This window comes from Faecalibacterium sp. DFI.5.82 (genome assembly GCF_029076575.1).
Taxonomy (GTDB): Bacteria; Bacillota; Clostridia; order Oscillospirales; family Ruminococcaceae; genus Faecalibacterium; species Faecalibacterium duncaniae.
This window is the reverse complement of sequence record NZ_JARFIS010000712.1, coordinates 1-302: the sequence shown is the minus strand read 5'-3', so window position 1 is coordinate 302 and position 302 is coordinate 1. Positions and strand designations below refer to the sequence as shown.

At 55.6% G+C, this 302-nt stretch carries 1 pseudogene; it reads left to right on the top strand.

Annotated elements, in window-relative coordinates:
• Positions 1-231: pseudogene (locus tag P0G09_RS18565) on the top strand (hypothetical protein); the annotation flags it as partial.
• Positions 232-302: the final 71 nt, after the last annotated feature.

Below are 302 nucleotides of genomic sequence, written 5' to 3'. Positions count from 1 at the left end.
AGCAAATTTGCAATGCCCTGCTCTGCCAGGCCCATCTTGCGCTTGCCCTCAAAGGAGAAGGGCATTGCAAATTTGCTCATGCACGTTGACAGCCTGATCGTTATCCCGAATGAGCGCCTGAAGATGATCAGCCAGGAAAAGATCACCCTGATGAACGCCTTCCAGGCCGCCGATAATGTGCTGCGTCAGGGCGTGGAATCCATCTCCGCTCTGATCAATGTGCCCGCCTTCATTAGGACCTGCAGCAGGTGCGGGATATCCAGCGGCTTTGCAATGTGGCCGTCCATCCCGGCTTTCAGTGC